A 24787-nucleotide genomic window follows, 5' to 3' on the forward strand; every position below is an offset into this window, starting at 1 on the left:
AGTGCATCTATGGTGGAGCAGTCTCCGCCTCAGATGGCTCATTATAATGAAACAAATAGTTTATAATCTTTGCCCTGTTCAAAACAGCGGCCGCTGAGAAATCCATGACCCAGTCAAATCACACAGTACAACTCGACATTGCCATCATCGGTGGCGGTATTGCCGGCCTCTGGCTATTGAATCGCCTGAAACACGAGGGCTACGACTGCGCCCTGTTTGAAGACAAGGCTCTGGGCAGCGACCAATCCGTTGGCTCCCAGGGCATGATTCACGGCGGCATCAAATACACCCTCAGCGGGGCCCTGACCGGTGCGTCGGAAGCCATTGCCGATATGCCAGAGCACTGGCGAAAGTGCGTTCAGGGCGAAGGGGATGTCGACATCAGTGGCGCCCGTATTTTAAGTGATCACTTTTATATGTGGTCCAGCGCCAGCGTCACCTCAAAGCTCACCACTTTTTTTGCCAGCAAGGCCACCCGCGGCCGAGTTGACAAGGTTGCAGCCAGTGACCGACCCGCCGCATTGCAAAACCCCGCATTCAGCGGACAACTCTACAAGCTGGTGGATATGGTTCTTGATGTTCCCAGCGTTGTGCAAACTCTGGCCAGTAATGCCCACGGTCAGACCTTTTTGCTGCCGGCAGACCAGCAGCATTGGCACCGTGACAATGCCGGGCACTGCCAGCTGCAATTCAACCATCAGGGGGTAAGGGTCAATGTCAGCGCCAAGCAATTTATCTTTACCGCGGGCAAAGGCAATGGTCAGATACTGGAACAACTACAGGCTCAAAAGCCACAGATGCAAATTCGCCCGCTGCAACAGGTGATGGTCAAACACGACTACCCTCACCCATTTTATGGCCACTGTCTGGGTGCCGATAAAACCCCTCGCCTGACCATTTCCAGCCATCAGGCACAGGACGGTAAATGGGTGTGGTATCTGGGCGGCAGTCTGGCCGAAAAAGGGGTAAAGCAAACACCCCAGCAATTGATCCAGGCCGCCAAGAGTGAATTGGCAACGCTGATGCCCTGGATTGACTTGTCCAATGCCCAATGGGCTGCACTGGCAATCGATCGCGCCGAGCCACGGCAAAAAAACCTGGTTCGCCCCGACAAGGCCTTTATCGGTGCACTGGACAGTGTCGACAACGCCTGTGTCGCCTGGCCGACCAAGCTTTCTCTGGCACCTAACCTGGCGACAGAAACCGCCGACATGCTTAAGAGCAAAGGTATCACGCCCTCCGGTAGCAACGGCGTCGAAACCCTTGCCCAGTGGATACCACAGGCCCCCGTGGCACCCTGCCCCTGGGACGTGCCCGGCATCTGGAGTTGACACTGATCATGCCGCTTCATTCACACCGACGTCCGATCGCCAACACCGGTATCGAAGTCAGCCCTATTGGACTGGGCACGGTTAAGCTGGGCCGCAATCAGGGGGTGAAATATCCTACCGGTTTTGAACTGCCAGATGACAGACAAGCCCTGAATTTAATCGCTCAGGCCAGAGATCTCGGCATCAATCTGATCGATACCGCGCCGGCTTATGGCATCAGTGAAGCGCGGCTTGGCACATTGCTCAAGGGCCAGCGCAACGACTGGATTATCTGCTCCAAAGTCGGGGAAGAATTTGAAAACGCCGAGTCGTCTTTTGATTTTTCACCTGAGCATACCCGTTTCAGTGTCGAGCGCAGCCTCAAGCGGCTCAACACCGATGTGATCGACATGGTACTGGTTCACTCCGACGGCAACGATCTGCACATCATCAATCATTGCGGCACTCTGGACACCTTGGCCGAATTAAAGCAGCAAGGTTTGATTCGCTGTTTCGGCATGTCCACTAAAACCATTGAAGGCGGATTGCTCGCCGCCGAAAAGTCCGATTGTGTTATGGTGACCTATAACCTCAACCACCTCGACGAACAACCGGTTCTGGATTACTGCGCTCAACACAACAAAGGCGCACTGATTAAAAAGGCACTGGCCAGCGGTCATATTGCGATCGAAGACGGCGAAGACCCGGTGCAAAAGAGCATGAACTTCCTATTTGCCCACCCCGGTGTCAGCAGCGCCATTATCGGCACCATCAATCCGAATCATCTGAGCGACAACATCATCAAGGCCGAGCAAGCACTTAAGTAATTATTCATGAAATCCATTACCCGAATCGAACTCGAAAAACTGATTGCCGCCGGCGACATTCTGGAAAAGGATGGCTACGGCGTAAAGGTCGTACGCCTTAACGATGATCGCTACCTGAAGATTTTTAATCGTCGCCCCGGCATCAGCATGGCGAAAATATTTCCCCGCTCAAAACAATTTGCCCGCAACGCCAGAAACCTGAAAAAACGCAGAATCACCACAGTGGGGATTGTTGAGGTTTTCAAAATCAGCGACGCCGAAAGCGATTGCGTCATTTATCACGGCATACCCGGCAACACCCTGCGCGATGTATTTAAGACCAAACCCAAAGATCCGGAGCTATCCAAACAAGCCGGCGCCTACATATCCCAGCTTCACGATGCCGGCGTTATGTTCCGCTCACTGCACTTTGGCAACATCATTGTTTTGGCCGACGGCAGCTTTGGATTGATTGATATTGCGGATATGCGGGTGAATGTTTTTCCGTTGAATCGCTGGCAGAGGAAGCGGAATTTTCAACATGTGTTTCGTTATCAGCCGGATATTGATACAGTCAACATGCCTGCATTTATTGAGGGGTATGAAGCATACTCTTCCTCAGCACAGGGATTGAGCAAAACAATATCATCCATAGAGCCGGAAAAACAAAGATAACTTCATGACTGACAAGCCCTGCAAAGCGATCATATTTCCCTATCAAAGCTTGGGCGACACACTTATCTTTTCAATTCTGGCTCAAAACTTGAGCAATGCCGGTTATCTGGTTGAGATTCATGCCCCCCGCGTTCACCTCCCTTAGTAACTGGTTTTCGGATTTAGATATTGCAAACACCGATCTCGATCTTTATTCCAAGGAAATCCTGGAAAAATACGATCTTATTGTCTGTGACCCACAAGACAAGAGGAACACCATCCGCCAAATCCTAAAAGATGAACCACAGCTTAGCAAAAAAACCCTATGGATCAGTTGCACATCACTACCACAAGAATATGAGGCCCATACCAGCCAACCTGATATAAAACCGGTTAATTTTAATCTGCACATTCAAGCCAACAGGCCATTACGCTGCAAAGTAGAAAAAGGTCCCTCGTTGGTTCAGTTCGCTCACCAATACTGTCGGAATTTTTTTAACATTGAATCCGCAAAATTTATCCCCGAGCTGACACCCCCGGACAACCTTCAACACCGGAAGCATAAAAATCGCATACTTATTTTTCCAACGACCAACCGGGATAAAAAAAATTATTCTACAGAAGGCTTTAATAAACTGGCTAAAAAACTAGCCAAGCTAGGACACCATATTGAAATCGCTGTTACACCTGAAGAAGCTGATGAGTTCAAACTTCTCTACCCCGAATTCAACGTCATATTCTTTGAAAACCTGGAAGGGATGTTCAGCTATATTTATGAAAGCGGCTTTGTTATCAGCAACGATTCTGGCAGCGGCCATGTCGCCTCATTACTCGGTATATCCACGGTCACTATTTACAAAAAATATGATGAATTTGAATGGCGCCCAGGCTGGAAAGAAAGTTTTATCGCACGACCGAGAATTCGATTAAAAGTTGCTGGGAAACGGATCTGGAAACCGTTTATTTCTCACGCAAAAATCATAGACCATATAAAGAGAAACATTCACGCAGAACAAGAAACATCTATTGTGTAAAAAGCTCTACAAAGCCTGATATTAAAATAGATGGGTGCCATTTTCATAGCACCCTTGATTCCACAGCGATAACCAGATCGCCTGCAAAGAAGTTAAAACTGGCCGTCCCCAAAAGCAGCAGAGAATATACTTTCCAGGTACATCGCACCAAAGTTGGACAAGTGATCATCGTCTTTATAAAGAGATCTCCCATCAACTATAGCCTTACACTCATGGTCGTCACACAAACCAGACTCCGTATTGATTATCTTGATAGAGTCATTGTCTCGTGCGGCGTTTATCAACAATCGATCAGTGAACCCAACCCTGAGTCTATGCTCAGCCAATGTTAAAAGCTCCGGAATAGAATCGTCTCCTTTCATTACAGACTTAGTCATAAATTCTGCAACATCATATTTTTGCAATGGAACTTCTGTCACCAGCCAAACAGTCGCATCAAGCCCGCTAAACTGCTTAACGATTCTTTGAAACTCCAACTCATAGCCTGATTCCGTCAACTTATCATAAGACTTTTTATCGGGCTTATAAGATTCCTCTTTCAAGCCACTCGACCAGCGACTAGCCACAATCACATCGGTAACATCATTATTTTTAAGGTAGGTAAAAACCTCGTCATTGAATAATTTACATCCTGCATCGGGAACCAAATCATCAACCATAAGGTTACAAGCAGTTTTGCCAAAGTGCTTAACATGCACCTGATGCTTTTCCGCCATTGCTTTGTAGAGCGGTAGCAAAGCCGCATTATGGCTATCCCCCCAAGTCACAATGATTTTTTCAGACTGATCTGACTTGGGGCCAAAGCGACAGTAATCAGAATTTCGTAGGCGCTCAGCTGTCAATTCGGAACATTTTTTCTGGAATTTCCCCCACTCCCTATCATTCGCATAGACTTTTGCAGCCTCTGGCAGCCTGTCTATATATCCATGTTCCTTACGAATAAACTGCCCTACAACAGCCAATACAACGGCAAAGAAAATACAAACAGCAGCGACCTTTTTGCCGCTGACATTTGAACCAGAGCGCCTTACTGGCTGCTCTACAAGCCTGTATGACAAATAGCTCACAAGCAAGCTGGCAATCAACAACAAGAAACGTTCAGATTCATTCAGGGCACCATAAACATACGTAAAATAGGCATAAATTGGCCAGTGCCACAAATAGAGAGAATAGGAAATCAGTCCCACAAAAACCAACACTTTTGCGGACAATAATTTGCGGATGAATGTATTTTCTACAGCGCCTGAATAAATCAACAAGACCGCCCCCAACACCGAAGGTATCGCCGACCAACCAGGAAAAACCGTATCGTGATCTAAAATAAATACCGGCGCGACAACAAGCAACAAACCAATGACACCCAGAACTTCTGCTTTGAGAACACCAGGACTCGCTTTATGGGAGGAGAGAAAAACCGCCAAACACGATCCTGCCAGTAATTCCCACGCTCGCAGGTGTGTAAAATAAAAAGCCCTAAGTGGATCATCGGCTATAACATAAATACTTCCTGACAGAGAAAGTAAAAGCAGCAATAGGAATAAACCAAGGGGCGAACGCCCTTTAGACACCTTGTAAGCCAAGATGCAGATCAATGGAAAGGCAATATAAAACTGTTCTTCCACCGCCAAAGACCACATATGCAACAATGGCTGATATGCCAGCCCTTCCGAAAAGTAATCTACCGACTCATAGAAAAAAATATTGGAAGCAAAGAAAACTTGCTGCCTTACGGCCCGACCAATACTTTCATAATCTGTTGGTGCTGAATAAAACCACCCATAAATTAAAACTGCCACAATAACCAAATACATGGCAGGCAAGATTCTTATTGCCCTTCTCTTCCAAAAATTACCAAAGGTAAATTCACCTTTAGAAATATCCTTCCAGATAATAGACGTTATCAAAAAACCGGATATGACAAAAAAAACATCCACACCAACAAAGCCACCCGAGAACACACCATATCCCAAGTGGTATAAAACCACGGGTATAATTGCCAAGGCTCTCAAGCCGTCAATATCCTGCCTATATTTCAACATTTTAAAACTCGTATTTTGATAAACTGAAAGCCCAAAAGTTAAACTGATGGACAAGGCTCACCGGGAAGGTGACAACAATTCATGTAAAGATCAGTGAGAAACGACGACCATCTCTTTTTTTGTATAGACGGTACTGTCAGAGGGTACATTTTTATTCACAAATGACATTGCCCCAATATTGACATTGTCACCTATAATCAGACCCGACCCAATAATGCAGCTATTTGCCCCCATAGTTACATTATCACCAATAACAATCGGTTCGGTGGTCTTAAAATCTGTTCCAATTGTACAATTTTGCATGATGGTAAAATTCTTACCAATCACCACTTTTTTCCTGATAACAATGCCGATGTTATGCGCGATATTCAGCCCTTCACCAATATTGGCCCCGAGCATAATATCAGTATTATGTTTTGCTACCAGACGTGAATGTATGGATTTAGCAAGAGATTTGGAGAAACCTTTTTTTGTATGCAAATGGTTAGCAACTCTCCACCAAAATAAAAAATTACTTCCCTTACTTCTTCTTGCACGCCTGATAACCTTCCACCAGGAAAACGGCCTGTCTTTGCCACCAATAATTTCAGCGTGGAAATATTCCTTCAAACTGCTCAAGTTTCATTCCTTTTAATCTTTTCAACGATCGCAGTAGTGGAGCAGTTATCGAAAAAGCTCAACACCTTCACCTCTCCCCCATAAGCTTTGACTATTTCCCAACCGACAACCTGATCTTCAGCGTAATCTCCACCCTTCACCAGAACATCTGGCTTAATTAGTTCGAGCAAACGCTCTGGTGTATCGTCTTCAAAAGGCACAACCCAATCAACAGATTCCAGTCCGGACAATACCGCCATACGCCTATCTACGGGATTGATGGGCCGCTCCTCACCTTTTAGACGTTTTACGGACGCATCGCTATTAATCGCCACCACTAGCCTATCCCCTAAGCTACGCGTATCCTCCAAATAACCAACGTGACCAGCGTGAATAATGTCAAAACAACCATTCGTGAACACGATTTTTTCACCGTGAGCACGGGCGTCTTCTAGCGCAATCAGCAACTGCTCTTCGCTCATGGCACCGCGCTCAGAGCCCTGCTCTGTTTGGATAGCCCTTCTTAGTTCAGGCCCACTAATGGTCGCCGTACCCAATTTGCCAACAACTATACCCGCGGCCAGATTTGCCAACGCTACTGCCTCTGGCAATTCGGATCCAGCCGCCAGCGATGACGCCAAAACTGAAATAACAGTATCTCCAGCCCCAGTAACATCAAACACTTCACGGGCGCGTGCTGGCAGGTGAAACTCCGGCATATTGGGACGCAACAAGGTCATACCATGCTCCCCCCGGGTTACCAGCAACGCCGACAAATCCAGAGCCAGCATCAACTCCGTACCTTTTTCCACTAACTCGGATTCATGCTCACAACGACCGACTACGGCTTCGAACTCATGCAAATTCGGGGTCAGTAGGGTTGCGCCACGATAGCGCTCAAAATCAGTGCCTTTGGGGTCAACCAAGACGGGGACATTGTGCTTTCTTGCCGCTGTGATGAGGGTTTGGGTATCTTGAAGGCTACCTTTAGCGTAATCAGAAAGAATCACTGCACCCATCATAGGCAGCAACGTCTCTGCCTTTTTAACAAAATCAACACTGTCTGAGGAAATAAAACCCTCTTCAAAGTCCATCCTCAGCAACTGCTGATGACGGCTTATCACTCGCAACTTGGTTATAGTCGGCTTATCTTCTGAAATTTGAAAATCCGTATGAATGCCCACCGAGCCCAGCCGTGCACGGAGGCTCTCACCAGCCTCATCATCTCCAACCACGCTGATCAAAGAAGCACCAGAACCCAAAGCGGCAATATTAAGCGCCACATTGCCAGCCCCGCCGGGACGATCTTCAATTTGATCCACCTTAACAACGGGTACCGGAGCCTCAGGCGACACTCGGGATGTGCCACCATGCCAGTAGCGATCCAGCATCACATCACCAATGACAAGCACTTGAGATTGGTCAAAACGGGGCATCGTTAGCTTCATAGGGGTTAATCCTGATTGATATAGGCGTCAAACTGGGCCTATCGGTAAGAGGCCCAACCTGCGTAAATAAGGCGGTATTTTACCTTCGAGTTATGTTTCCTGAAACTGGATATCGTGCAGTCTGGCGTAGGCACCTTTGTTGGCTATCAGTTCATCGTGAGAGCCCACCTCAACTATGGAGCCTTTATCCATCACCACAATTTTGTCGGCATTCTCAATGGTGGACAAGCGATGCGCAATAACAATGGTGGTGCGTCCTTTCATTAATTCATCCAGTGCTTCCTGTATGGCGCGCTCCGATTCAGTGTCCAATGCAGAAGTAGCCTCATCCAAGATCAGAATGGGGGCATCCTTCAGCAAGGCCCGGGCAATTGCCAAACGCTGCCGCTGACCACCTGACAAACGAGTGCCGTCTTCGCCAATAAGCGTATCAAAACCATCGGGCATACGATCGATGAATTCCGTTGCATGTGCCATATCAGCTACCGCACGAATCTCAGATTCAGAAGCCCCGGCCAGATCACCATAGGCAATATTATTGGCCACAGAATCATTAAAAAGGACGACATCCTGATTAACCAGTGCAATCTGTTTACGCAAGGAAGCCAAGGTAAAGCTCTTGATAGACACGCCGTCAATTTCGATTTCCCCTTGCTGATAGTCATAAAATCGGGGAATTAAACTAGCCAAAGTTGTCTTGCCGCTGCCCGAACTTCCAACCAAGGCGACAGTTTCCCCAGCTTCGACACTCAATTCTAGGTCGTGAAGAACATTACCTTCAGCTTCGTCGTAGGCAAAAGATAAATTGGAAATTTGAATTTGTCCCTTTACCCGATCAGCAGAATAATCACCACGATCAACTTCAGGTTCTTCATCCAATTGCTCAAAGATACTTTGAGCTGCGGCTATCCCTTTCTGGATTGTTCCATAAACTTCGCTCAGTTGACGCACAGGCTTAGGAATCAGTCCAGCCGCAGTAATATAAGCAATAAATGCTCCTGAGCTACTGGTATCCATAAACGTCATAGCCAGATACACCAACACACCCATCGCAAGAGCAACCAGCAGCTGCATTACGGGCGTGGCAATAGCACTTGTTTTAACTAACTTTAAATTTTGCTTTAAATTTTCCTGGCTTGCGTCCGAAAATCTTCTCTTTTCATACTCTTCACCGGAAAAGCTGCGCATAACCCGGTAACCAGAAATCATTTCAGAGCAAATTTGGGTAATATTACCCATGACAACCTGAATTTTGCTGGCAAGCTTTTTCAAACGCTTGCCCACATAACTGACAAGAAAACCGATAAACGGAGCGATCACTACAAACACCATTGTCAGCTTCCAATCTTTCCAAAGCAGATAAGCCAGTAGAAAAATGACAGTAAGACCTTCACGTATAATAACTTTCAAAGCCTCGGTTGCCGCCCCTGTGACACCATTTACATTGTAAGTAATTCGTGAAATAAGATTGCCGGAGTTATGATCATCAAAGTATGAGCCAGGAAGTACCGTAAGCTTATTGAAAAGCTGTATTCGCAACGTGTGCACAATATTCAGGGAAACTTTGGCAATAAAATAATTACCGATAAACGAGCCAAGCCCCCTGATGGCAAATATCGCCATCATCATCAGCGGAATCAGTACTCGATCATCTTTATCTCCGCTTTCTATGGCATCAATCAAATATTCCATCACTTGAGCCATTGCTGGCTGACTCGCAGAAAAGACCATGAAGCCTGCAATACTGAAAGCAAACAATAGCCAATGATCACGCAAATAACTTAATAACCTTAAATAGATGCGAACATCGCTTGACTGGGTATTTGGAGTATCCATAGTTCAATACAGCCCTAAGTTATTTATCTCTTTCGCCGCGAATACGCTCGCTGGCTTCAAGTTCTTCAGCAATAAACCAGCCGATGGGCAACCACAATAAAAACCAATAAAAATTTGGCCGGGAAAGGAAAACATGAACTTCTACCAGTTGCACACCGGCAGCAAAACCAAAGAGAAACACCAAGTGCCGACTTCTTTTCATTCGACCAAAGCAAATACTAGCAAGCGGATATATATACATCGCCGAAAATAGCGCAAAGCCTGCAACACCGGTATAAAACAATGCCTGCAGATAAGAATTATGAAGATGCTCCATCGGTTTACCTCTGCCCCCGATAAAGCTACCTTCGTAATCAAGACCAGAGCCAAATAGTAAATTACTTCGAATAGTATCCATCGAATTAATCCAAATTGGCAGCCGATTACTTAAAGTCGATATGGAATCCAGGTTTACCAAGCGCCACGAATCTGAAAGCCACATAAAAAAGGCAAACACCACCACCATAGCTACAAAAGAATTAAAAAATTTCTTAACGTCGCCGCGTGAGATCAGATAAAAGATCACTGCCGCTGAAAACCCCAGCACAACGGTTTTAGACCAAGTAAAAATACTGACCACAAACAGAATCACAGCGCACAATTTCAATCCATGAGATGCCATCCGACTCCAAGTGGAAGCCCTTAATAAGGCATAGGCCAGCACTGACAACCCACCTGACACAATACCTACAACAACGGGATTCCTTGTATCCAAGCCAAAACCTCTCAATCTACTTTTAAAAGATTTGTCAGCATAAAAATCAAAAAAGGAATACGCTAAAAGCAGAGTCGCAACAACAACCCCCAGATACAGCACCCTGTAAAAAAGTTGCTGATGATAGAACCTTAACCAGGCAACACCCATCACAAAAACGGTGATGCACAGAAGCCTTAGAAAAATTTTCGAAAAATCTTCACTGACAACCCATGAAGACACAAGACACCACAACATCAGAGAAGACAGAATTTTGAATAACGTCGAGTCCGCCACCAGACGCTGAATAAAGCCAAGACGATGAAAATCGACAATCGCCATCACAATTGTGAAAAATATTACTGTCAGATAGATTTTCGTCGTGAATGCATTTTCAATATAAAAATTGCCTGAAACAACCAAGAAAACACCCAGAACCATCATCCCAAGGGAAGCTTTCGTTATGTAATCACGACTGCCACTCAGGGCATCTTTAACATTCAATTTCCATCATCCTACTTACGAGCTTTCGATAAGCGCCTTTCATTGAAGAAACATCAAACCATGTCAAATCGTAATCAACAGGCCACTTATCTTTTTTATCCATCAACGTTAAACTGCCAACAAGCTCATCATCGGAACCAATTACCTGACAGAACTCAGAATCCGATCGAGCCTGAATCTCTCTAAAAACAGGTATATCGCTTAAAATAATCGGCAACTGCGCCAGTTGCGCTTCCAGTACAGACAAACCTAAACCTTCAGCCTTGGACAAGAGAACAAAAACATCCAGCGCCATTAAATACTGATCCGCATTTTCTAAATAGCCAGGCATTAAAACCGAGCCGCTAATACCTTCACTTAGGCAAAAATCACGGACAGCGTCAAATTCATTACCATCACCAATCAACAGCAGCTTAGCTTTTGGATTGCCTTTCAAGTAACGTCGAAACCCAACTACCAGCTCCTTAATTCCCTTATGCTTTTCTATTCGAGCCAAACAACCTACAACAAAATCATCGTCAGACAACTCGAAAATAGCTCTGGAGGCCTGTCGCTCCAGGCGCCTGTCGGCTAACATTTTCACATCCAGACCGCTAAAAATAACCTCAACATTAGCGTTCTTAAGATCAAGTGATTCATTTAGAGAAGTCTCTACCGCCCCTGAAACACAGGAATAAAAAAACAGCTCCGACGAAAGATAACCAAGACGCCGTTTAACCAACGGTTTGATCTTTAACACTTCCCCGTGAACCACGGTCAAACATTTCACCGCTAGTGAAGTAACTTCCTTAGAAATGAGAGCCGAAGTCAACAAACCATCTGTTATCACCAAGTCATAATTCGATATCAACTTCCCGAGAGCCTGCTCAAAGCGACATCTGGAAAAGAAGTTCAATGTGCGATGGGCTTTGGTAACCATTCTTTTGCTTTCGCACAGAAACCTATGGCCGCAACTATCTGGAAAAACTTCAATATTCCCACAGTCACCCGAAATAAATACAACATCAGACTTTTCAACATCGTCTATAGACTTAAGGATATTGCCGTGTACCTGATGAATAGAAACTGCGTCTCGGTCTCCCATCAACAACAGTGTTAGTACTTTTAGCTTTCTCACATTACAACCAGAATTCAAACATCAAAGACAATGAAAGCCTGCAGAATCTATTCTCCAGCTTTGGGATACCAGAGGGTCAACATGAGCCTCTCCAGCCCACTCCCTTTTCCACTTTAAAAAGTGAAAGTACAGAAAATTTTCGCTGGCGGCATTATTTGTCAGCACTCCAGAATTCCAATACCACTCTGTGGGAAAATTTCGACTGCCATCCACCCAATCATAACGCAGACCAGGCGTCGAATAACGCTCCTTAAATAAGGACCTCCGACTTAAAGGCAGGAAGATTTTGGACAGCAGCCTTTTAGACCAATCCGGATGGTTTTTAAACTTAATAAACAAATCTGAAAAAGATTTCTCATCAAAACAATGATGTTCAACATCCTCAAAAGCTACTTTCCAGTCAGCACACTTTTTGAACACCGAATTATTTTCGACATTATTACGAACAAGAAAAAAATGCCCTGACACCCTGCGTCCAAAGGCACTCACAAAATCAAACCGGGACAAAACCTCATCTGTCATAAAACTGCGAATATCGCCAAATATCAGATCAATATCACAGAATCCCCAGAAGTCGAATTCTTCAATCTCTTCATAGTGAAGCAATCCATAAGCTGGCTTAATATCACAAAGTTTGTAAGCTGACTCAGGGTTAAAATCAACATCCAACTTACTACTGACAAGGCTTTTATATTCGGAAAATTCCATTTTTTTATACATGAAATTCTCCGGCAAATCAGTAGGCTGATCGTTGTCACTTATAAGGAAAAAATTAACCGATTCATTGCGCCTGCAACTCTCGAGAAAATACGCCATCCAAAATGGAAAAGGACCAAAATACGGAATCACAAAGCAGATAGACTTCATTTATTTACCAATATATGCAAGAAGCCTCTCGGAAAGGCTTTGTTCACGAGTCTTTATTACAGGCTCAATCAACTCTTCGGATACTTTCTCTGCCAAACAAGAAAGGCCAAAGTTATTTTCTGCCAATTGACGTCCAGATTTTGCAATAGCATCTTCTAAAGATTTATCGGCCCTGACAATTGCCAGCTTTTCCTGAAGCTCGGAGGCATCACCATAGAGAACAACATTCTCCATATCTCTAAGACCTAACGCCTCTTCTTCTCCATTACCCTGCCTATAACAGCAAAGAACACAGCCAGCAGCCATTGCCTCATAGTTTTTAATCATGTACTCGCCCAAGCCGTGATCAGCACTTACAAAAAAGCGAATCCGGTTAAGCATTTTGTTATAAGCTTCCCCGGGCTCTGTCCTGATCAGCTTAAGACCAAGCTTCTCTACGCACTCATCGAGAAACTCTTTTCTTTTATCGTAGGCGGCCTTCTCGACGCGGCCAATGAATCCAACTTCTATATCACGCTTTTTATTCAGGCATTTAATTTCCGATTCGTTGTACCCTTTAGGAACAAAGCGCGCATCAAAACCTTCACGCCGCAACCTATTTGAAACATTAAAGCCTGTCGATATAACTCTTAAACTGGTTAGTGATGAATAGTACTTTGACCATGCACCTTCATATTTCCCGCCTTTTTTATAATTTTGATTGGCATCTGTCTCATATTCAACCAAATTTGGCAGACCACCCAAAAAATGCCGTTGACGTAACTGCTGCTTAAATCTCAGCTCCAGAAAAATCCTGTCATAACTAGAAACATCGATACTTTTGAAATATTTTTTTAAATTTACCTGTTGTTTCTTATTTAATTTCTTAAAGTCCAAATCAACATGACGACCTAATTCTTGATAAAAAAGATCCCAGTTGGGCATCCTGTCATATTGCGTTAGCGCTAAAACCTTCAAGCGACTCATCACCCAGAAACTCCGGAAACAAAAGGCAGACCTTTAAAATAGCTTGACACTGCAGAGACATCATATTCAGAAAAAACTTTTTCATTAATCCTCTGCTGAACCTGCAATCTATCGTCCTCAGTCAACTTATACACAGCTTGCATATGCTCACTCAACGACGCTGCATCTCCCACATCAAAAGACCAACCAACGCCCTCTATCGCCTCTTCGCTCCCCGTACACCTACTCGCAATACAGGGTATTTCAGCGGCAAATGCTTCAAGCAAGGCAACAGGAAGCCCTTCAAATTTCGAAGAAAGAACAAAACAATCAAAAGCCTTAAGGTAAAGTCGAGCATCAGGGACCATGCCAGTAAAAGTCACGCAATGACTGAGACCCAGCTCATCAACCAGCCCCTCAAGATATCTCCTGAGCTTCCCTTCACCCATTAATACCAGATGCGAATCTGGCATATTTTTGTAAGAACCGCCAAAGGAACGAATCAAAGTTTCCTGGTCCTTAACCTCATGCAGCCTTCCAACATTGCCGAATATAAATTTATCCTCTGGCAAACCCAAAAAGGCTCTAGCTTTATCTTTTTCAACCAACTCTTTTCTTAAATCCGAATAATTCAAGCTGTTGTACAGATAACTTATATTATTTTCAGGGTAATCAGGCAGTGAATGTTTAATGTCGTCCCTGATCGCCTTGGAAACCCCAAGAAGAAATAATCGATTTTTCTTTGACTTAATAAAAATCTTCCTGAAAAAGTTATTAAAAACATCAACAATGTGAGCAACACCAACCACATACAATCCTTTGACATGGAGAGCCAGATAAATAGATTTATACCGCTGGGCCACACAGAACTCGTAGTCAGCCTTACTGCAAATTTCACGAACCTTTTTTATCGCCTTTAACTTCAGCCCTTTAAGATCTGACGTTTTAAGATTTAAGAAAATTACTTCACCTGACATCTCTTCAAGAACTTCTTTATTGTTTTCCCCTTTAAGAAAAACAGTCACCACCTCAAATGAAGAATTTTGCAGAAGCAATTCATATTGCTTCGCAACACTCAAAAATGGCGGGTTATAGCTATGGCATAACTGAAGTACTTTCATAATTTATCTTTAGTCAAATTTATAACCAAACGCTGAGATATCTTGCCTGTATATTTCAGCCACTTTTTCAGCGGATTTATCCGAAAACAAGATGCGATAATCGACTTTTGTTCCAACATTATTTCTTGGAAGGTTTGATTTTATTTTTAATTTTTTACTAATCTCATCAAAATCAGATTCTATGGTTTCAAATCGGCCTAAATAATCGACACCAATCGCCCCTGTTGAATTCGTCAAAAAATCCAACTGCGGAACAAAAAGCATTTGCTTATAGATATTTTCAGGGCTCAACCAATGCTCAACAAAATCATTAAAATCACTGAAACCATTAACCATATCAACCCATTTGCCATCTCTTTTCGGGGCGCCTCCAGATGACAAATAGTTAAACGCGGAAACCAGTCGAGACCATGGATTTCTGACAAAACCCACCTTTAAATAGTCCTGATAACGTGAATCCTGGAAGGACTCAATATAACTTAGAGGCAAATGGCCAACCCATTTACCCTCTAATAACGGATTAACAAGACTGCTCCCCGCCACCTTGGGAACGTGAATAAAAACCACTTTATTCGTATCATAAGCAGCTGGAAATTCCGCTCTATTCGACAGAATTTTGTTATAAGGACCCTGCTCATGAGCCGGTACCTTTGATAGAAAATAGTCTCGGTTTTGTCTCGATAAAGACTTCCAGAGCAATCGTGTTAACACGCTCATCAGCCTTCCTTTACCACCAACACATTTTCCATAATCAGATACTGCAAATCCGATCCGAAAAACATATTCAGCGCATCTTGCGGCGAGCAAATCATCGCCTCACCTCGTCGATTCAGAGAGGTATTCATCACCACCGCATTACCGGTCAGTTTTTCCATCTCTTCCATCAACTTGTAGTAGGGGTCATTGACACCGGGCTGCAATGCCTGAGCACGAGCAGTGCCGTCTTCGTGAACCACTTCAGGCACACGATCTTTCCAGTCTTCATTCACCTCAAACGTGAAGGTCATGTAGGGAGCGGGGTGATCCACCTTGAACATCTCTGGTGCAACCCGGCTCAACATACTTGGGCAGAATGGACGCCAGCGCTCGCGGAATTTGATCTGTTCATTGATACGATCAGCAACACCGTCGACACTTGGGCAACCCAAAATGGAACGGCCACCCAGAGCGCGAGGACCAAATTCCATACGCCCCTGAAACCAGGCAACCGGATCACCACCAGCCAGAATCTTGGCAATATCCTTGGGCACATTGCGTACTTTTTTGTACTTGGGTTTTTCCGGATGCTTTTCGCAGGCAGCGATAATTTCTTCGGTGGTGTAGCTTGGACCGAGATAAACATGCTCCATTTTTTCTACAGACACACCACGCATTTCTGACGCATAAGCCGCAGCACCAATGGCCGTACCGGCATCACCGGAAGCCGGCTGCACAAACAGCTCTTTCAGCTCATCGCGCGCGACAATCTTCTGGTTCAGCTTAACGTTCAGTGCGCCACCACCAGAAAAGGCCAGCTTGCCAGTTTCTTTGAGGATGTCACCCAGATAATAATCCATCATTTGCAGAGCCAGATCTTCAAACAACTTCTGCATGGACGCAGCGTAATGAATGTATGGCTCGTCAGCGATATCACCTTCGCGCTTTTCTCCCAGCCACTCAATCAATTTCGGCGAGAAATAATAGCCTTTGCCTTCCCCGTCTTTATAGCGGCGCAGGCCGATCACATTGGCGTACTCGGTATTGATTTTCAGCTCGCCTTTTTCAAATTTGGCCAGCCGAGACAGATCATACTTGGAGGTATCGCCATAGGGCGCCATACCCATCACCTTGTATTCACCATCGAGCATCTCAAAGCCGAGGAATTCGGTGATGGCACCGTAGAGACCACCCAGTGAATCCGGGTCGTAAAACTCTTTGATCTTGTGAATCTTGCCGTTTTCGCCGTAGCCAAAGAAGGTGGTGGCGTACTCGCCCTTACCATCAATCCCCATAATGGCGGTCTTCTCTTTAAAGCCACTGCAGTAATAGGCGCTAGCGGCGTGAGACAGGTGATGCTCTACCGATTCCAGCTCCACTTCTTTAGGGTTAATACCCAACTGCTCCAGCAACCAAATCACCTTGTTGCGGTAACGACGATAGCGGCGATTGCCATTAAACAATGCATCCAGAGCACGGTCAGGGGCATACCAGTAGCGCTTGGCGTAGTGCCAGCGAGCCGGATCTTTCAGACTGATTGGCGCAAACGGGATGGCCACCACATCAATATCGGAAGGCTTGATTCCGGCTTGCTGAATACAGAACTTGGCAGACTCATAAGGCATGCGATTCTTGGCGTGCTTGTCACGCACAAAACGCTCTTCTTCGGCTGCAGCAACCAATTCTCCATCAATGTACAAAGCCGCCGACGGATCGTGATTCAGCGCTCCGGATAAACCTAAAACAATCAATGACACGAGGAACTTCCCTCTCTCTAAAATCTAAAAATGTAATTCTTTAATCATCTCTGACATCACTCTGTGCTGCTCCGAGCCTTCCGGCCAGTTGCGCAACAATCGACTGATATCTTTCCCAAAGGCCTTTCGCCACTTGCCGTGATCGCGATGCCACTGCACCGCATCGAGATCGATCAGATGCAACTGACCGTCCCACAGCAGGTTGGTGCCCTTAAAGTCTCCGTGCGAGATTTTCTCACGGATGAAAATCTTCAGCATGGCGGCAATATCAGCCGCCACCGCTCTGGTGGATTCGGCATCCTTGCAGGCAACAAGGATATCGTCTCCGGGCGCCTGTTGACTGAGCAGAAAGCCTCTGCCACGCAGCGGCCCGAATCGCTCTTCAGCCATAACCAACGGTTTTGGCGTTGGCACCCCCAGCACTCTAAGACGATGCCCGACAAACCAACTGTGCCAGGCCCGGGTTGGCCGCCAGAAACGCTTCAGCCAATGACGCCAGTTTTTCAGGTTGTAACGCTTGAGCACCAATTTTTGCTGGCCGTATTCTATCAGGCCTACCGTAGCACTGCCTCCGTCTTTTAGCCGCTCCCCCTGCTCCAGCAGCGTGTCCCAATCAGACGGGATTGCAACACCGTCACGCCAACCGCTGGAAAAGCCTCTAACTGTCTGATTTACTTGAAAAAGCGTACAATCCCTGAGGCTTTTTCGGGCCAAATCCAGAGCCCGCCAGGCTCGCCATTTGTGAGCCATGGCAACAACATCGTCGTGATCAGACTCGCTTGATTCAAGTTTATTGAGGACATCCGACACCCAGACTGGTGGTATTTGAGCCAGAAAAACCGCCAGGTTTTGTTTTTTTGCCTCTGCCTCTGCTGAGAGAACTACGTCTGCAGCATCCACAACCCACCACTGGCCTGACGCAAAGATAAAGTTACCGGGGTGCAAGTCCTGCTGAATCAAGCCCCCATCGTGCATTCGAGCGATTAATTCCGCCACCTGCAACACCGACTCCGGACACCGCTGATGCTTCGACGACAAACCCTCAACAGAGATTCCAGCCAGTTGCTGCAACGTGATCGCTTGATCCAACCACTGATAAACAACCCAACCCCGGTTGCCAGACACTCCTGATGCCAGCAGCTCCGGGGTTGGCAAGTTGCGCTCAGCCAGCGCCTGAGACCCGGCAATTTCAGCCTCAACCTTTTTTTGAGCACGACCACCCAAAAACAGTTTAACCAGCACCAAGCTGTCATTAAGCAGCGCCTTGGCGACATAACGCTTACCCGGCAGCACCCGCAACCATTGCTGCAATTGCAGTTGCGGCGCCTCCAGCTGTAAAGGCAACTGCGGCTGCCGCTCACCCTCGGCAAGTTTGTCCCAGCCCGTTTTCAGCACCGCTATTCCCGCCCCTTGAAAAAGCCCTGCACCTTGGCAATCACTTTGTGATCTTTGGCCGTCAGGTCAGACGAGCCAGTGTACATTTTATAGAACCGCAAACGCTGATCCTGATCCAAGATTTTTGAGGCAACCTTATCAAGGCAGGCAAGATCTTTAATTCTGCGGTATTCAAAGAACGGATTGATCCACGACATGCCGGAAGGACAATCAATCATAAAAATTTCAGGGCGCCCCTGCTCATCATCACGCACCAGAATATTGCGCCACTTCCAGTCATTGTGCGCAAAGCGGTGCTGATGCATCACCCGGGTTGCATGAGCCACCTGAGCCATCACAGCATCCACCCATTCGGCGTTCTGCAATTTGGGCGACCCCTTATCAAACAGGCTTTTTAAATCGTCCGAGCCATCGACTCCCAGAGTCACCAGAGCAGCTGTTCGCGGCCGGGAAAAATACGACACCTCACCGTAAGCAGCCAGATCCACGGCCGGCAACCCCCAGCGCTGGAATAACTGCAGATTTTGCCACTCCCTGCGCGCCTTACTGACGGGCGAAAAATTGGCAACGCCATCACCGGCATTGAAATACTTTTTTACAAAGTAGTAACGGCCATCCAGCAGCACCCGCTCAACCGTACCCAATTTACTTCTGGAAACCACCTCACCCTGCAAATCTAAGACTGACGTCAAGCTAGCAAATGCCTGCCGGGCTTCCGGCAGGTCATCACCAATGCCGTTTACCCACATCACCGCACAATCCCTTTGCGCAACGCCTTCTTGTAGAGTTTTCTGGCCTTCTTGCGAACTTTCTTCCACAACACAGCGTCACGCTGCAGAGCCTCCCGCAGAGGTACGCCACTGTAACAGCGGATAAAGCGCAGCTTGTCACGCTGGGTCAATGGAACATCAAAAGCCGAATAATAAAGGCTGGCCAAATCTTTGAGGCGCCAGCGAAATGGCATATCTGAGTGAATCAGCGCTCGATGCAAATCGATCAACTTGAGATCCAAAGACTCCGCACCTTCAGCCGAACTTAATAAAAAGTGGCAGATATAAAAGTCGCGATGATTGACCCCGGCAGCGTGCATACGCCGGGTTATCTCGGCCACAGCCCTGATGTATTGACGCTTTTCCACGGCAGTGGGCGGCTGTGTGCGCCACTCGATGGCCAGGTCTTCCAGTGAAATGGAGGGCTCAATTGCCTCGGTAACGATAAACGATTCCTGCCGCGCCGGATTGAGACCGCGACTGCCACAGGCGGCCATGGACATGGTTGCAACACCAGCCTCTTCCAATTTCAGAATCGCATTCTTTTCATTGGCAGCCCCCAGAATCGGCAAGCGCAGCTGCAACAGGTTTTTAACTATTTCGCGCCAACCCACCCCCTTGTGAGACTTGAGAAAGTAGCCCTTACCATCAATCTCAAAGCGCAGGGTCCGGCGTGCCTCCAACTGGCGATAGACCTTGCCCTGAATTAGATCCACCTCGGCAAACGGGTCTTTGTCCTGCCACAGACGTTCGAAATCCGGATTGAGAATCAGCGTCATTGTTTGGCCCGGGCAATCTCGATGATTTTTTCCGCCGCCGTTTCAGGCATGCTGTAAATGTCGGCCTGCTGCGCGAACACCTTGCTGCGCTTACGCCAGATGTGACGCTGATCGTCATCGGCCGACAACAGAAATTTCATATTGGCCGCCAGCATGCCCTCTGAAAATGGCGATGGCATCACTACCCCCATATCGGCATCCTTGACATAGTGAGCGTAACCACAGACATCGGTTACCAGCACCGGCAACCCTGCCACCAAGGCTTCCAGCAACACCGTGCCGGTATTTTCATGACGCGCCGGATGTACCAGCAAATCCGATCCCATCATAAACCGGGGAATATCATCGCGGCCGGCAAACACCTGGAAGCGGTCGCCCAGCCCAAGCTTTTTGGCCTGTTTAACAACCCCTTTGGGGTTATCCTGACCAATCACAAACAGGCGGGTCTTATCGCGCACTTCTGTGGGCAACTGCGCCATGGCATTAACCGCCCGGTCCACACCCTTGGTTTTGAATCCGGAACCCACCATCAGCAGCAAACGCTCGTCATCGGCAATATTGAATTCATCACGAAACTGCTGACGAATTGCATCGGCATCATCCGGGGCCACTCGATCCCGGGCAATGCCCGGCGGCAACAGGTGCATGCGCTCATCAGGAGTATCGTAGTACTGCTGAAAGATCGGCATCTGCAAAGCGGAGATCATTAACACCTGGGTGCTCGACTCGACTCCAAATACCGCGTTTTCATAGGCCGAAAAATGTTTGTAGCGCCCACCCATACGGTAGACGTTGCCATACAGCTCCGTCACTCGGGCCTCGTAACAGCCGTCTGCTGCGTAATAGATGTCCAGACCCGGCATTTTATTGAAACCTATCAGCGCATCCACCGGATGCTGCTGTATATGGCGCTGTACCGACTCCAGAAAATGGCGGTTTTTTTTGTGACTGCTGAAGCCTTTTTTGCCAATCAGTTGCACATCAATCCAATCGGGAATATCGCCCTGCCAACCAAAGGTATAGACGCGGATGTCACAGCCGCGCTTATGACAGGCTTCAGCAATCCGCAACAGGTCGCGCTGCAAACCGCCATAAGGGAAATATTTGTACAGGGCAAAGGCCAGCTTCACGGTTGCTCCAGATCGTTAACGGTCAATAAATTATAGCCCCAACATGGGCTCAAGATGCTGCAACAAGCGCTCGGGGGTCAGCGGCGCAAATACCTCGGGATCGGTTATCGCATCGACAGGATCCATCTGGGATGCGCACAAGTGAATCTGGTTTTCACCATAGGCGCCAATCAAACCCGGATTGGTAGGACCATAGAGGGAGACGGTCGGAATATTCAATGCGGCACTCAGATGACCAAGGCCGGTGTCCACTGCCACCACCGCCGATGCCTGTGCCAACACGCCAGCCACCCCGGCCAGATTGAGTTTGGGCAGCACTTCCACATGCTCCAGTCCTCTGGCAATGTGCTCGGCGCGTTTTCGCTCATTGTCATTCCCCCACGGCATGCGCACCTGAAAACCCTTGGCGCCCAGTCGTTCGGCCAACTGCTTCCAGTAAATCTCCGGGTAGTGTTTATCCGCCCGGGTAGTGCCGTGCAGAAACACGACGTTGGGTTGCGCATCTACGGCTGTGCAAAAACGGCTCTGGGACAAACCATACTGTCCCTTGGACTCAGGCTTCTGATAGTTCAGCGCCTTGGCAAACAGGGTTCGAGTCCGCTCCACGGCGTGCATATCCACGGGCACGGAGAAGCGATGCTGATAGACCAGACTGGCAAGCCGTTCGCGTACCGAGTGTTTGTCATAGCCCGCTGCCGGCGCCTTAATCAGGCGACATAACCAGGCGCTCTTCAACAAGCCCTGAGCATCAATCACCAGATCGTAGTGGTGCTTCTTGACCAGGTTGCGAAATTGTCGCCACTCGGTCGACCCCATGGTTTTAAAAACACTCTTGCGCCAGCGCCTAATCGCCACCGGAATCACATCGCTGACTGCCGGGTGCCATTTGGGAATTTCCGCAAACCCTTCTTCCACCACCCAGTCAAACTCGATATCCGGGCAGGCGGCCTTGGCATCCGTCAATGCCGGCAAGGTGTGAATCACATCCCCCATGGAGGAGGTTTTAACAATCAGTACTCGGCGCATCAGGCAGACACCTCCAGCACCTGCTCATCGGCAACCACGCGCTGCAACGCATCCAGCACCTGCCCCGGCAACAGAAATTTCAGGCATTTAAGATGCCCTTGCGGACATTGCCGCTCAAAACATGGACCGCAATCCACCTCCAACTGAACCACTTCTACCCGTTCTGACAGTGGCGGGGTAAAACCCGGAGATGTGGAACCGTAAACCACCACCAGCGGTTTTTGCAGCGCTGCGGCAATGTGCATCAATCCAGAATCATTACTGATGACCGCATCGGCCTGAGACAACAGGTCAATGGCATCGGCCAGCTCAGTGGCGCCTGCCAGAATATGGCAGTGATCCGCCTGTTCCGGCTGCAGGTGCTCAACAATGGTCTCTGCAACCGGCTGATCCTTGGCCGAACCGAGCAACCACACCTGCCAACCCTGATCAATTTTTTCACGGGCCACAGCCGCGTAGTGCTCTTCCGGCCAGCGCTTGGCAGGGCCAAATTCTGCCCCCGGACACAGAGCCAGCACCGGCCGCTCATCCGTCAATTGGAATTTGTCTCGCAGCGCTGCAGCCTGCTCGTTATCGACCTGCAAGGCGGGGCGGGGCAATGGCTGCTCGAGAATCGCACCTTTCGGATGCGCCAGCGCCACAAAGCGCTCAACCATCAACGGGTAGTAGGATTTATCCAGCTTGCGAATGTCGTTAAGCAGCACATAACGCATTTCACCGCGCCAGCCGGTGCGCTTCGGAACCTTGGCAAAATAGGGAATCAGAGCGGACTTGAGAGAATTGGGCAGCACGATGGCCTGATCATACTTACCCTGCAGACTTTCACCCAGAATGCGCCGCTCTTTCAGCAACAACTGGCCATGACCGATGGGCATATCAATGCTGTCGCGAATTTCGGGCATGCGTTCAATAATCGGCCGACTCCAGGCTGGTGCCAGCACATCGATCTCAACCTCCGGTTCGCTTTGCTTGAGGGCAATAAACAGGGATTGCGCCATTACCATGTCGCCCACCCAGGAAGGCCCGATAATCAAGATACTGCGATTCGCCATTAATGCCCTACACCCTAGAGTTGAAAGCCGCGCATGATACCGTATATGCACCGCTGCAGTCACCGGCAATCTGTCTATAGAAGCAGCAGCACTATTCCAATTTTATGGCAGGCTAATTACAATTCCCGCCCTTGTACTGACAACAGATAATCTTGAGGTTTCCCCCTATGACTGCCTTTGGTAGCGTTTTTATGCCAGAAATGGCCCTGACCCAGTTCGACGGCGAAAAATGGGGCAACCATGAGATTGTCAGCAGCGACAGCATCAGCCTGCATCCGGGCGCCCATGTGCTGCACTACGCCAGCACCTGCTTTGAAGGCTTGAAGGCGTTTCGTCACAGCGACGGCAGCGTCAAGATTTTCCGCATGGACTGCAATATTGCCCGCTTTGCCCAAAGCAGCGACCTGCTGGCCCTGCCCGCCATTGACGCCGAGCAAACCCGCCAAATGATCAACGGCATTGTCGAGCGTTTTGCCGATCAGGTTCCCGAAGTACCCGGCTCTCTTTACATTCGCCCGACTCACATCGGTACCGAGCCCGCCATCGGCAAAGCCGCGGGCCCTTCGGCCACATCACTGCAATACATTCTGGTATCGCCAGTGGGCGACTATTTTGCCGGCGGCGGTGACAGCACCCTGCGCCTGCTGCTGGAAGAGGACGGCATGCGCTGTGCACCTCACATGGGTCGCATCAAAAGTGGTGGCAACTACGCCAGCTGCCTGCTGCCCACCCTCAACGCCAAGCGCGATCTGCAAGTGGATCAGATCCTGTTCTGCCCGGATGGCGACGTACAGGAAACCGGCGCCGCCAATTTCCTGCTGATTGATGGCAACACCATCATCACCAAGGCACTGGACAGCACCTTCCTGCATGGCATTACCCGCGATTCCATTCTGACGCTGGCCAGAGATCTGGGCATGAATGTGGAAGAGCGCAGCCTCAGCGTTGAGGAGTTGTTAGAGCGCAGCCAGAAGCCAGACTGTGAAGCGGCCCTGTCAGGCACTGCCGCGGTATTGGCACCGGTGGGTACCCTGCTGCACAACGGCAAAGAATATCAGGTGGGCAATGGCAAGCCCGGCGCCACCACCAACAAACTGCGCAAGACCCTGAACGACATTCAATGGGGCTTGGCTGAAGACCAGCATGGCTGGTTAACCAGCATTTAATTCTA

General features: G+C 47.9%; 22 protein-coding genes. 5 read left to right on the top strand and 17 right to left on the bottom strand.

Going from position 1 to position 24787, the window contains the following annotated elements; genetic code table 11:
• The first annotated feature begins 104 nt into the window (after positions 1–104).
• From ACPXV9_RS01705 to ACPXV9_RS01720, 4 genes are all read left to right on the top strand, one after another.
• Entirely contained in the window at positions 105–1331 is a 1227-nt protein-coding gene (locus tag ACPXV9_RS01705) for an FAD-dependent oxidoreductase (protein WP_423894030.1), read from the top strand.
• Positions 1332–1339: 8 nt separating this feature from the next.
• Positions 1340–2137 (top strand): aldo/keto reductase, encoded by a 798-nt coding sequence (locus ACPXV9_RS01710; RefSeq protein WP_423894031.1) that lies wholly within the window; start codon positions 1340–1342, stop codon positions 2135–2137.
• Between the two features lie 6 nt (positions 2138–2143).
• A complete protein-coding gene (locus ACPXV9_RS01715; protein WP_423894032.1) occupies positions 2144–2791 on the top strand; it encodes a lipopolysaccharide kinase InaA family protein in 648 nt (215 codons plus the stop codon).
• Positions 2792–2910: 119 nt separating this feature from the next.
• Complete coding sequence (locus ACPXV9_RS01720) at positions 2911–3804, top strand: glycosyltransferase family 9 protein (protein ID WP_423894033.1); 894 nt, start codon at positions 2911–2913, stop codon at positions 3802–3804.
• A gap of 92 nt (positions 3805–3896) precedes the next feature.
• Here the strand turns inward: ACPXV9_RS01720 and ACPXV9_RS01725 are convergent, their stop codons facing one another.
• The 17 genes from ACPXV9_RS01725 to waaF form a co-directional block, all read right to left on the bottom strand.
• Entirely contained in the window at positions 3897–5897 is a 2001-nt protein-coding gene (locus ACPXV9_RS01725) for an acyltransferase family protein (protein ID WP_423894034.1), read from the bottom strand.
• Positions 5898–5933: 36 nt separating this feature from the next.
• The gene (locus tag ACPXV9_RS01730) at positions 5934–6461 is read right to left on the bottom strand and encodes a serine acetyltransferase (protein ID WP_423894035.1); all 528 of its coding nucleotides are present in this window, start codon (positions 6459–6461) and stop codon (positions 5934–5936) included.
• Complete coding sequence (gene hldE, locus ACPXV9_RS01735) at positions 6458–7888, bottom strand: bifunctional D-glycero-beta-D-manno-heptose-7-phosphate kinase/D-glycero-beta-D-manno-heptose 1-phosphate adenylyltransferase HldE (protein ID WP_423894036.1); 1431 nt, start codon at positions 7886–7888, stop codon at positions 6458–6460. Before hldE ends, ACPXV9_RS01730 begins: the two co-directional genes overlap by 4 nt.
• A 90-nt stretch (positions 7889–7978) precedes the next feature.
• Positions 7979–9724 carry a lipid A export permease/ATP-binding protein MsbA gene (gene msbA / locus ACPXV9_RS01740; protein ID WP_423894037.1) on the bottom strand — a complete coding sequence of 582 codons (1746 nt, stop codon included), beginning with the start codon at positions 9722–9724 and terminating at the stop codon, positions 7979–7981.
• A 19-nt stretch (positions 9725–9743) separates the two neighbouring features.
• Positions 9744–10961 (bottom strand): O-antigen ligase family protein, encoded by a 1218-nt coding sequence (locus ACPXV9_RS01745; protein WP_423894038.1) that lies wholly within the window; start codon positions 10959–10961, stop codon positions 9744–9746.
• On the bottom strand, positions 10951–12078 hold the full coding sequence (locus ACPXV9_RS01750) for a glycosyltransferase (RefSeq protein ID WP_423894039.1): 1128 nt from the start codon (positions 12076–12078) through the stop codon (positions 10951–10953). The genes ACPXV9_RS01745 and ACPXV9_RS01750 overlap by 11 nt, the downstream gene beginning before the upstream one ends.
• 21 nt (positions 12079–12099) lie before the next feature.
• On the bottom strand, positions 12100–12945 hold the full coding sequence (locus ACPXV9_RS01755) for a DUF6625 family protein (RefSeq protein WP_423894040.1): 846 nt from the start codon (positions 12943–12945) through the stop codon (positions 12100–12102).
• The gene (locus ACPXV9_RS01760) at positions 12946–13911 is read right to left on the bottom strand and encodes a glycosyltransferase family protein (protein ID WP_423894041.1); all 966 of its coding nucleotides are present in this window, start codon (positions 13909–13911) and stop codon (positions 12946–12948) included.
• Complete coding sequence (locus tag ACPXV9_RS01765) at positions 13911–15011, bottom strand: glycosyltransferase (RefSeq protein WP_423894042.1); 1101 nt, start codon at positions 15009–15011, stop codon at positions 13911–13913. The genes ACPXV9_RS01760 and ACPXV9_RS01765 overlap by 1 nt, the downstream gene beginning before the upstream one ends.
• A 9-nt stretch (positions 15012–15020) precedes the next feature.
• Positions 15021–15728: a sulfotransferase family 2 domain-containing protein gene (locus tag ACPXV9_RS01770; protein WP_423894043.1), complete on the bottom strand. Its 708-nt coding sequence runs from the start codon at positions 15726–15728 to the stop codon at positions 15021–15023.
• Positions 15728–17464: a carbamoyltransferase family protein gene (locus ACPXV9_RS01775; protein WP_423894044.1), complete on the bottom strand. Its 1737-nt coding sequence runs from the start codon at positions 17462–17464 to the stop codon at positions 15728–15730. The genes ACPXV9_RS01770 and ACPXV9_RS01775 overlap by 1 nt, the downstream gene beginning before the upstream one ends.
• Positions 17465–17488: 24 nt before the next feature.
• Positions 17489–18859, bottom strand: coding sequence for a lipopolysaccharide kinase InaA family protein (locus ACPXV9_RS01780; RefSeq protein WP_423894045.1), 1371 nt, complete (start codon positions 18857–18859; stop codon positions 17489–17491).
• 2 nt (positions 18860–18861) lie between these two features.
• A complete protein-coding gene (locus tag ACPXV9_RS01785; protein WP_423894317.1) occupies positions 18862–19608 on the bottom strand; it encodes a lipopolysaccharide kinase InaA family protein in 747 nt (248 codons plus the stop codon).
• Positions 19608–20408 (bottom strand): lipopolysaccharide core heptose(I) kinase RfaP, encoded by an 801-nt coding sequence (rfaP, locus tag ACPXV9_RS01790; RefSeq protein WP_423894046.1) that lies wholly within the window; start codon positions 20406–20408, stop codon positions 19608–19610. Before rfaP ends, ACPXV9_RS01785 begins: the two co-directional genes overlap by 1 nt.
• A complete protein-coding gene (locus ACPXV9_RS01795; RefSeq protein WP_423894047.1) occupies positions 20405–21538 on the bottom strand; it encodes a glycosyltransferase family 4 protein in 1134 nt (377 codons plus the stop codon). Before ACPXV9_RS01795 ends, rfaP begins: the two co-directional genes overlap by 4 nt.
• A 30-nt stretch (positions 21539–21568) precedes the next feature.
• Positions 21569–22564, bottom strand: coding sequence for a lipopolysaccharide heptosyltransferase RfaC (gene rfaC / locus ACPXV9_RS01800; RefSeq protein WP_423894049.1), 996 nt, complete (start codon positions 22562–22564; stop codon positions 21569–21571).
• A complete protein-coding gene (gene waaF / locus ACPXV9_RS01805) occupies positions 22564–23616 on the bottom strand; it encodes a lipopolysaccharide heptosyltransferase II (protein ID WP_423894051.1) in 1053 nt (350 codons plus the stop codon). The genes rfaC and waaF overlap by 1 nt, the downstream gene beginning before the upstream one ends.
• Positions 23617–23783: 167 nt before the next feature.
• Here waaF and ACPXV9_RS01810 point away from each other — a divergent pair, with 167 nt between their 5' ends.
• Entirely contained in the window at positions 23784–24782 is a 999-nt protein-coding gene (locus tag ACPXV9_RS01810) for a branched-chain amino acid aminotransferase (protein ID WP_423894052.1), read from the top strand.
• The last annotated feature ends 5 nt before the right edge of the window (positions 24783–24787 follow it).

The organism is Candidatus Pelagadaptatus aseana (assembly GCF_040362265.1).
GTDB lineage: Bacteria > Pseudomonadota > Gammaproteobacteria > Pseudomonadales > Cellvibrionaceae > Pelagadaptatus > Pelagadaptatus aseana.

Coding starts and splice junctions, on each gene's coding strand:
- ACPXV9_RS01705 (WP_423894030.1), top strand. CDS start 105: ATGACCCAGTCAAATCACACAGTACAACTCGACATTGCCATCATCGGT.
- ACPXV9_RS01710 (WP_423894031.1), top strand. CDS start 1,340: ATGCCGCTTCATTCACACCGACGTCCGATCGCCAACACCGGTATCGAA.
- ACPXV9_RS01715 (WP_423894032.1), top strand. CDS start 2,144: ATGAAATCCATTACCCGAATCGAACTCGAAAAACTGATTGCCGCCGGC.
- ACPXV9_RS01720 (WP_423894033.1), top strand. CDS start 2,911: ATGCCCCCCGCGTTCACCTCCCTTAGTAACTGGTTTTCGGATTTAGAT.
- hldE (WP_423894036.1), bottom strand. CDS start 7,888: ATGAAGCTAACGATGCCCCGTTTTGACCAATCTCAAGTGCTTGTCATT.
- msbA (WP_423894037.1), bottom strand. CDS start 9,724: ATGGATACTCCAAATACCCAGTCAAGCGATGTTCGCATCTATTTAAGG.
- ACPXV9_RS01755 (WP_423894040.1), bottom strand. CDS start 12,945: ATGAAGTCTATCTGCTTTGTGATTCCGTATTTTGGTCCTTTTCCATTT.
- ACPXV9_RS01760 (WP_423894041.1), bottom strand. CDS start 13,911: ATGAGTCGCTTGAAGGTTTTAGCGCTAACGCAATATGACAGGATGCCC.
- ACPXV9_RS01765 (WP_423894042.1), bottom strand. CDS start 15,011: ATGAAAGTACTTCAGTTATGCCATAGCTATAACCCGCCATTTTTGAGT.
- ACPXV9_RS01770 (WP_423894043.1), bottom strand. CDS start 15,728: ATGAGCGTGTTAACACGATTGCTCTGGAAGTCTTTATCGAGACAAAAC.
- ACPXV9_RS01785 (WP_423894317.1), bottom strand. CDS start 19,608: ATGTGGGTAAACGGCATTGGTGATGACCTGCCGGAAGCCCGGCAGGCA.
- rfaP (WP_423894046.1), bottom strand. CDS start 20,408: ATGACGCTGATTCTCAATCCGGATTTCGAACGTCTGTGGCAGGACAAA.
- rfaC (WP_423894049.1), bottom strand. CDS start 22,564: ATGCGCCGAGTACTGATTGTTAAAACCTCCTCCATGGGGGATGTGATT.
- waaF (WP_423894051.1), bottom strand. CDS start 23,616: ATGGCGAATCGCAGTATCTTGATTATCGGGCCTTCCTGGGTGGGCGAC.
- ACPXV9_RS01810 (WP_423894052.1), top strand. CDS start 23,784: ATGACTGCCTTTGGTAGCGTTTTTATGCCAGAAATGGCCCTGACCCAG.